Origin of the sequence: Caballeronia sp. (assembly GCF_028292365.1) — a bacterium.
Lineage (GTDB): Bacteria > Pseudomonadota > Gammaproteobacteria > Burkholderiales > Burkholderiaceae > Caballeronia.
In genome coordinates this window covers 1-6355 of sequence record NZ_JAQGMM010000223.1, presented here as the reverse complement: position 1 = coordinate 6355, position 6355 = coordinate 1, and the positions used below count along the sequence as shown (strand labels likewise).

Sequence of the window (6355 nt, the reverse complement as noted above, 5' to 3'; positions counted from 1 at the left end):
AATCAACACTACCCAAGCTTAAATAACAAGGTGCCGCTTTAATGGCTTACCAACTCCAGTTCGGCGATCTCGGGCAGTACGCCGGCATGTTTGCGAGCGGCGCAGCAGTAACACTTGGGCTGACCGCGGTGTCCACCGTGCTCGGCCTCGCGGTCGGCATACTCGGTGCAGCAGGCAAAGGCAGCAAATATCCGGCGGTGCGCTCGTTCGTTGGCGGCTACGTGGAAGCAATCCGCAATACGCCGTTCATCGTGCAATTGTTCTTCGTCTTCTTCGGACTGCCGGCGCTGGGTATACGCATTGATGAATACGTGGCCGCCGTGCTCGCGATGACACTCAACCTCGGCGCCTATTCGGTCGAGATCATCCGCTCGGGTATCGCGGCCGTGCCGAAGGGACATCTTGAAGCGGCGGCGTCGCTTGCCATGACCCGTGGCGAGACCTTCAGGCACGTGGTCTTGCCGCAAGCCATCGCGAAAGTATTTCCGGCTCTCACCAGCCAGATCGTGATCACGATGCTCGGCTCGGCGGTGGTGTCGCAAATATCGGTCTCCGATCTGACCTACGCCGCGAGCTACATTCAGTCGCGCAACTTCCGCGCGTTCGAAACGTATTTCCTGATCACGGCAGCTTATCTCGTGATGGCGATCCTCTTGCGCTTCCTGCTCAACGAAGCAGGCAAACGCCTGTTCGCCCGCAATCTGCGAGGCGCCCGATGATCGAATTTACATTCGAACAAATTCTCACCAACCTGCTGCTCGCGGCGCGCTGGACCATCGTGCTGTCGATTGTTTCGTTCGTGGCCGGCGGTATCGTGGGCTTCGTGCTGCTCGTGATGCGCGTGTCGAGTTCGCGTGTTTTGCGGACTATCGTGAAGGTCTACATCGAGATATTCCAGGGCACGCCGCTTCTGATGCAGCTGTTCCTCGTGTTCTTCGGTTTGCCGCTGCTCGGCATCGAAGTTCAGCCGTGGATTGCTGCAACGGTAGGCCTTACGCTGTTCACCAGCGCGTATCTCGCCGAGATCTGGCGCGGCTGCGTTGAAGCCATTCCCAAGGGTCAGTGGGAAGCATCGTCCAGCCTCGCGATGAACTACTTCGAGCAACTGCGTCATGTGATTCTTCCGCAAGCCACCCGCATCGCTATCGGCCCGACGGTCGGCTTCGGCGTGCAGGCCGTGAAGGACACAGCGCTGGTCTCGATCATCGGCTTCACCGAACTCACGAAAGCCGGCACGATGATTTCGAACGCGACCTTCAGGCCATTCGTCGTCTACGGTCTCGTCGCCGTGATCTATTTCGTAATTTGTTATCCGCTTACCCGCTACGCGCGCACGCTCGAAAGGAAATGGAATGCCGCTCGTTGAAACGCAAAACCTCAAGAAGCAGTTCGGCGCGAACCAGGTCCTGAAAGGCATCGATTTTTCGGTGGAATCGGGACAGGTGGTGGCAATCATCGGACGCAGCGGCTCGGGTAAAAGCACCTTGCTGCGGACCTTGAACGGACTGGAAAGTATCGACGAAGGGTCGATCGAAATCGACGGCGAGCACATGGACGCACGTCATGCGGATCTGCGTGCATTGCGGCTGAAGGTCGGTATGGTGTTCCAGCAGTACAACCTGTTTCCGCATCTCACCGCCGGTCAGAACGTGATGCTCGCGCAGACCGTGGTCAAGAAGGTTCACAAGGCGAAGGCGCGCGCGACCGCTGAGCAAGTGCTTGAACGCGTCGGTCTCGCCGATAAATTCAACGCCTATCCCGAACAACTGTCGGGTGGACAGCAGCAGCGCGTGGCTATCGCCCGGGCGCTTGCAATGAAGCCCTCGGTCCTGCTCTGCGATGAGATCACCTCCGCACTCGACCCCGAACTGGTGGGCGAAGTATTGGCCGTTGTGGAAAGCCTCGCCGCCGATGGCATGACGCTCATCATGGTCACGCACGAGATGCGCTTTGCGCGGCGCGTGTCGAACAAGGTCGTGTTCATGCATCAGGGGCGCGTGTGGGAAAGCGGCACGCCGGAGGAGATTTTCGAGCGGCCGACGACGGTTGAATTGCAGAAGTTCATCCAATGAAATCGTAGGGTAGCAATGCCAGGATTTCTTTTAACCTCAGCACTTCATACAAGACACGCTACGAACCCATGAAGCTAACCCACCGCGAAAAAGACAAGCTGCTGATCTTCACCGCTGCGCTGCTCGCCGAACGGCGACGCGCACGCGGGCTGAAGCTGAACTATCCGGAGGCCATCGCGTTCATCTCGGCGGCGCTGATGGAAGCGGCACGTGACGGCCGTACGGTAGCTGACGTGATGCATTACGGCACCACGCTGCTTACACGCGACGACGTGATGGACGGAGTACCGGAAATGATCCCGGATATCCAGATAGAAGCCACCTTCCCCGATGGCACCAAGCTCGTGACCGTCCATCATCCGATCCCCTGAACTTGCAGCACGCTTATACAAGGAGCCGCGCATGATTCCCGGCGAATATCTGATCGACGATGGCGAGCATGAACTCAACGCGGGCCGCGAGAGGGTGTCCGTGACGGTATCGAATACCGGTGACCGGCCCGTGCAGGTCGGCTCGCATTTTCATTTCTTCGAAGTCAACACGGCGCTCACCTTCGAGCGTGACAAGGCCAGGGGCTTTCGGCTGAACATTGCGTCGGGTACGGCCGTGCGCTTCGAGCCCGGCCAGGAGCGCACGGTAGAACTCGTGGCGCTCGCAGGCGATCGCCGGGTGTACGGCTTCAACGGCCTTGTGATGGGTCCGCTTTGATTTCAACTTCAGGATTCTCGACATGACGCTACGCATCGGACGCCGCGCTTACGCGGAAATGTTCGGCCCGACCACCGGCGACCGCGTGCGTCTCGCCGATACCGACCTGCTGATCGAAGTCGAACGCGACTTCACGACCTACGGTGAGGAAGTCAAATTCGGCGGCGGCAAGGTGATTCGCGACGGTATGGGCCAGTCGCAACGCGTGCACGCCGACGTGGTGGATACAGTCGTGACGAACGCGCTGATCCTCGATCACTGGGGCATCGTGAAGGCGGATATCGGCATCAAGAACGGGCGCGTGTTTGCGATCGGCAAGGCAGGCAATCCGGATATCCAGCCGGGCGTGACGATCGCAATCGGCGCTGCGACCGAGGTCATTGCCGGTGAAGGGATGATCGTGACGGCAGGGGGTATCGACTCGCATATTCACTTCATCAGTCCGCAGCAGATTGATGAAGCGCTAGCGTCAGGCATCACGACGATGCTCGGCGGCGGCACCGGTCCAGCGACCGGCACAAACGCCACGACCTGTACGCCAGGCCCGTGGCATCTCGAACGCATGCTGCAAGCCGCCGATGGCTGGCCGGTGAATCTTGGCTTTCTCGGCAAGGGCAATGTGAGTTTGCCTGCGCCCGCGATCGAACAGATCAAGGCCGGCGCGATTGGGCTCAAGCTGCATGAAGACTGGGGCACGACGCCGGCTGCCATTGATAACTGTTTATCCGTTGCCGACGATACCGACACGCAAGTCGCCATTCACACCGACACGCTGAACGAAGCAGGTTTTGTTGAAACGACCGTGGCCGCGTTCAAGGGCCGCACGATCCACACGTATCACACCGAAGGCGCCGGCGGCGGCCACGCGCCGGACATCATCAAGGTCTGCGGTGAATCGAACGTTCTGCCTTCGTCGACGAATCCTACGCGTCCGTACACCATCAACACGCTCGATGAACACCTCGACATGCTGATGGTCTGCCATCACCTCGATCCGTCGATTGCTGAAGATATCGCGTTCGCCGAATCGCGGATTCGCCGCGAGACAATTGCCGCCGAAGACATCCTTCATGACTTGGGCGCCCTGTCCATGCTGTCATCGGATTCGCAGGCGATGGGGCGTGTGGGTGAAGTCGTCATGCGCACTTGGCAAACTGCACACAAGATGAAAACGCAGCGTGGCGCGTTGCCGGAAGACTCATCGCGTAACGACAATTTCCGCGCGAAACGCTACATCGCCAAGTACACGATCAACCCGGCCATCACGCATGGCATCGCGCATGAAGTGGGTTCCATCGAGCCGGGAAAATGGGCCGACCTCGTGTTCTGGGAACCCGCGTTCTTCGGCGTGAAGCCTGCCATGATCCTGAAAGGCGGCATGATCGCGGTCGCGCAGATGGGTGACCCGAACGCATCCATTCCAACGCCGCAACCGGTGCATTATCGTGAGATGTTCGCGACGCGCGGCGGTGCGCTGGGCAAGACATCGCTGACGTTCGTCTCGCAGATGGCGCTGGATGACGGCGTTGGCGAACGGTATGGATTGAAGAAGCAAGTGGTCGCGGTGAAGAACTGCCGGAATATCTCGAAGGCCGACATGGTTCACAATGCGTACAGGCCGTCCATTACTGTTGATCCGGAAACGTATCAGGTTGTAGCCGACGGCCAGTTGCTCACCTGCGAGCCGGCAACCGTCTTGCCAATGGCGCAGCGCTACTTCCTTTTTTGAGACTTTCATGCGCACGATCGATAAACGTATCGAAGCGAAACTTGCCGCAGCGCTGATCAAACGCGCGCCGACCTTGACCCTTGCCTTCGATGACCGCTGCAAGAGCCGGCTGGCCGCCACGCTGGATAACGGCGAGGAAATTGCGCTGGTTCTGCCGCGCGGCACGGTGCTGCGCGATGGCGACATGCTGGTCGCCGACGACGGCGGACTGGTGCGCGTGATTGCGGCGCCACAGGATGTGCTGGTTGTTCATGCTCACGATCCCATTACGCTGACGCGCGCCGCATACCATTTGGGCAATCGCCACACGCCGGTTGAAGTGGCCGCGGGACAATTGAAGCTAGAAGCTGATCCGGTGCTCGAAGACATGCTCAGGCGTCTGGGCGCGCACGTGGATCACGCGACCGCGCCGTTTCAACCGGAGACGGGTGCGTATGGCGGCGGGCACAAGCACGGCCATGACGAGACGTTTGTAGAGGACTACGCGCTCGCGCAAAAGGTCTTCGATGAACATCACGGGCACTCGCATGATCACGATCATGGGCACGACCACGGCGCGGGCCACGATCATGGCGACCATTCGCAATGCACGCATGGGCACGCGGACCATGGCGCTCATGACCACGAAGGCCACGATCACGACCATAACCACGACCACGGTCATGCGCGTCGCTGAGCTCACTGCGCTGCTGCATCTGGCATCGCCGGCATTGCCTATTGGCGCGTTCAGTTATTCGCAGGGCCTTGAGTCGGCGATAGAACATGGCCTGATCCACGATGGCGACAGCGCTCGCGAATGGATCACGAGCGGGCTGACCAACGTGCTTGCACGCGGCGAGTTGCCGTTCCTCGCACATCAGATAACCCGCTGGCGCGATCACGATGCAGCAGGCCTCTCCGCCGCCGATGAAGAATTCCTTGCCAGCCGCGAGTCGGCGGAATTGCGTCGCGAGACGCAGCAAATGGGCTGGTCGCTTGCCCAGTTGTGCACGCAACTCGAATGGGGCGATGCCGCGCGTTTAGCCACGTTAAACGCCATTAAACCGATTTCGCAGCCCACAGCATTTGCCTTCGCCGCCTACGCTCACGATGCCGCCACCGACGCCGCCCTCGCCGCCTACGCGTTCTCCTGGGTCGAAAACCAGGCCGCCGCCGCCCTAAAAGCGGTACCGCTGGGCCAGATCGCGGGACAGCGGATCATCGTTGCATTACGCGTTGCCATCGATACCGCTGTAGAAAAAGCGCTCGACACCTCGCCCGGCGAAATCAACACCTTCGCGCCGCAACTCGGCATTCTCTCGGCGCGCCACGAATCACAATATTCACGCCTGTTCCGCTCTTAAAACCATGAACGCACCCGTCTATTCCGCCGCTGCCCGCCGCTCCAAGAAACTGCCGCCCTTGCGCGTGGGCGTGGGAGGTCCGGTCGGCTCCGGCAAGACCACCTTGCTCGAAATGCTCTGCAAGGCGATGCGCGACAAATACGACCTCGTCGCGATCACCAACGACATCTACACTAAAGAAGACCAGCGCCTGCTCACGGTCGCGGGCGCGTTGCCGGCCGAGCGCATCATGGGCGTGGAAACGGGCGGCTGCCCGCACACGGCCATTCGCGAGGACGCGTCCATCAACCTTGAAGCCGTCGACCAGATGATCGAACGCTTCCCGGACGCGGACATCGTGTTCATTGAGTCCGGCGGTGACAATCTTGCCGCCACTTTCAGCCCGGAATTGTCGGACCTGACCATTTACGTCATCGATGTCGCCGGCGGCGAAAAAATCCCGCGCAAAGGCGGTCCGGGCATCACGAAATCGGATTTGCTGGTGATCAACAAGATCGATCTCG

At 60.0% G+C, this 6355-nt stretch carries 9 protein-coding genes; all 9 read left to right on the top strand.

Features of this window, described 5'->3' with window-relative positions; all coding sequences use genetic code 11:
- Positions 1 to 41 precede the first annotated feature (41 nt).
- Positions 42 to 719 (top strand): amino acid ABC transporter permease, encoded by a 678-nt coding sequence (locus JWR14_RS13750; protein WP_299707462.1) that lies wholly within the window; start codon positions 42 to 44, stop codon positions 717 to 719.
- Positions 716 to 1366, top strand: a complete 651-nt coding sequence (locus JWR14_RS13745; RefSeq protein WP_158937842.1) for an amino acid ABC transporter permease — start codon at positions 716 to 718, stop codon at positions 1364 to 1366. The genes JWR14_RS13750 and JWR14_RS13745 overlap by 4 nt, the downstream gene beginning before the upstream one ends.
- Positions 1353 to 2072, top strand: a complete 720-nt coding sequence (locus JWR14_RS13740) for an amino acid ABC transporter ATP-binding protein (protein WP_299707456.1) — start codon at positions 1353 to 1355, stop codon at positions 2070 to 2072. The genes JWR14_RS13745 and JWR14_RS13740 overlap by 14 nt, the downstream gene beginning before the upstream one ends.
- 68 nt (positions 2073 to 2140) lie before the next feature.
- Positions 2141 to 2443: an urease subunit gamma gene (locus tag JWR14_RS13735; protein ID WP_031362362.1), complete on the top strand. Its 303-nt coding sequence runs from the start codon at positions 2141 to 2143 to the stop codon at positions 2441 to 2443.
- A gap of 31 nt (positions 2444 to 2474) precedes the next feature.
- On the top strand, positions 2475 to 2780 hold the full coding sequence (locus tag JWR14_RS13730; RefSeq protein WP_299707388.1) for an urease subunit beta: 306 nt from the start codon (positions 2475 to 2477) through the stop codon (positions 2778 to 2780).
- A 22-nt stretch (positions 2781 to 2802) separates the two neighbouring features.
- Positions 2803 to 4509 carry an urease subunit alpha gene (ureC, locus tag JWR14_RS13725; protein WP_299707385.1) on the top strand — a complete coding sequence of 569 codons (1707 nt, stop codon included), beginning with the start codon at positions 2803 to 2805 and terminating at the stop codon, positions 4507 to 4509.
- Positions 4510 to 4516: 7 nt separating this feature from the next.
- Positions 4517 to 5185 (top strand): urease accessory protein UreE, encoded by a 669-nt coding sequence (gene ureE, locus JWR14_RS13720; RefSeq protein ID WP_299707382.1) that lies wholly within the window; start codon positions 4517 to 4519, stop codon positions 5183 to 5185.
- The gene (locus tag JWR14_RS13715) at positions 5172 to 5852 is read left to right on the top strand and encodes an urease accessory UreF family protein (protein WP_299707465.1); all 681 of its coding nucleotides are present in this window, start codon (positions 5172 to 5174) and stop codon (positions 5850 to 5852) included. The genes ureE and JWR14_RS13715 overlap by 14 nt, the downstream gene beginning before the upstream one ends.
- A gap of 4 nt (positions 5853 to 5856) precedes the next feature.
- The coding region (gene ureG, locus JWR14_RS13710; protein ID WP_299707380.1) for an urease accessory protein UreG at positions 5857 to 6355 on the top strand (499 nt) is incomplete at its 3' end.